The organism is Streptomyces spongiae (assembly GCF_009377185.1).
Lineage (GTDB): Bacteria > Actinomycetota > Actinomycetes > Streptomycetales > Streptomycetaceae > Streptomyces > Streptomyces spongiae.
This window is the reverse complement of record NZ_VJZC01001033.1, coordinates 1-1,601: the sequence shown is the minus strand read 5'-3', so window position 1 is coordinate 1,601 and position 1,601 is coordinate 1. Positions and strand designations below refer to the sequence as shown.

At 64.1% G+C, this 1,601-nt stretch carries 3 protein-coding genes; 2 read left to right on the top strand and 1 reads right to left on the bottom strand.

Going from position 1 to position 1,601, the window contains the following annotated elements:
* Window positions 1-168 precede the first annotated feature (168 nt).
* Entirely contained in the window at window positions 169-471 is a 303-nt protein-coding gene (locus tag FNH08_RS49870; protein WP_152778618.1) for a chaplin, read from the bottom strand.
* Between the two features lie 262 nt (window positions 472-733).
* On the opposite strand from FNH08_RS49870, the gene FNH08_RS49865 reads away from it, so the two are divergent.
* Together FNH08_RS49865 and FNH08_RS49860 are read left to right on the top strand one after the other, a co-directional pair.
* Window positions 734-973: a hypothetical protein gene (locus FNH08_RS49865; protein ID WP_152778616.1), complete on the top strand. Its 240-nt coding sequence runs from the start codon at window positions 734-736 to the stop codon at window positions 971-973.
* 303 nt (window positions 974-1,276) lie between these two features.
* Window positions 1,277-1,549 (top strand): hypothetical protein, encoded by a 273-nt coding sequence (locus FNH08_RS49860; RefSeq protein ID WP_152778614.1) that lies wholly within the window; start codon window positions 1,277-1,279, stop codon window positions 1,547-1,549.
* The last annotated feature ends 52 nt before the right edge of the window (window positions 1,550-1,601 follow it).

Here is a 1,601-nt window from a genome sequence, read left to right as displayed (position 1 = left end):
GCTCCTCCGTGTGTACGGCCAGTGATGCCGGTCCGATACCCGCGCCGCAGGGGCGAAGTGATGGTCGTCAGGGTGCCGGCCGTCAAGGAAACGGATGCATGGGGAGAGCCCCGGCGCTGGAGGCGCCGGGGCTCTCGGGTCGTGACGACAGGCGTCAGACGACAGGCGTCAGTGGCCGTGACGCTGGTGGGCCTTCTTGCCGTCCTTCTTGTCGTCCTTCTTGTTCTTGTCGTCACCGTTCTTGCAGACGTTGCCGGAGGCCCGGTCGAGACCGCCGAGCCCGGTGACGGTGTTCCCGCACACGTTGACCGGGATGTGGACCGGGACCTGGACCACGTTGCCGGACAGGACACCGGGCGAGCCGATCGCCGCGGCCTTGGCGTCGGCGTCCGCCGTGGCGAGACCTGCCCCGCTGAGCACCACGGCGCCCGTGCCGAGAGCAACAGCGCCAACCTTCGCGATGCGAGACATCACGTTCTCCTTATTGATTCGGTAAGTGCGGCAGCAGTACGCGCGACCGCACTGCCCGTTCAACGCGACGACTCCGTCCGAGTAACGACGATCGTCCCGGGATCACCCTTTTGTACAGGATGTTCGCCGGAGGCGTGACGTTCCGCCCGACACGTAGATGTTTGGGCGTTTCATCCGATAAAAGGGATAAACATCCCCTAGTGTTGCGGCTGTAAGTGATCAGCCCGCCACGGGCTGTGTCCACTTGAGAAACGGAGAGGTAATGCGCAAGTACCAGAAGGCCGCAGTCGTAGTGGCCATGCTCGGCAGTGTCAGCTTCCTGGGTGCCGGCGTCAGCTACGCGGGGGGCGACACCAAGCAGAACCAGTCGTGCGACCAGAACGACTTCACGCAGGGGCTCGTGAACGTCGACGACGTCAACGTGAACGTCGCCGCCCTCCTCGGTCTCGCCAACCAGGACAACAGCGAGAAGGAGTTCCAGAACTGCACCCAGATCGGTTAGTGATCACCCGTCAGGTGATCTAGCGCCGCATCAGGGACCTCTGCCCTGTGGTGACATGACGCGCCGTCCGGATGCTCATCCGGGCGGCGCGCTGTCGTGTCCGGGGTGTGGTTCGCCGCGCGGTGCGTGGGCGCCCGGGTTCGGCCATCCGGTGTGCTCGCGCCGGGCGTCCCGGCAGGGATTTTTTCGAGAAACTTGCGCCAAAGGGCGTTTCGCCTGTCAAAAGCCGCATACCTCACTTACTTTAACGCCTGTCAGTGACCGGCCCATCACGGGCTGTGTCCACTTGAGAACGGAGAGGTAATGCGCAAGTACCAGAAGGCCGCGGTCGTCGTGGCGATGCTCGGCAGCGTCAGCTTCCTGGGTGCCGGCGTCGGTCACGCCGGTGACGACCACGGAAAGGTCAAGATCAACAACAAGCAGAACCAGGCGTGCGAGCAGAACGACGCGCAGCAGGGCCTCGTCAACATCGACGACGTCAACGTGAACGTCGCCGCCCTCCTCGGTCTCGCCACCCAGGACAACAGCGAGCGTGAGGCGCTGAGCTGCACGCAGAACTTCTCCCTCGGTAAGTGATCACTGGTCAGGTGATCTAGGCAGGGCTCGGGGCTCGGACGAGGTGTCCGGG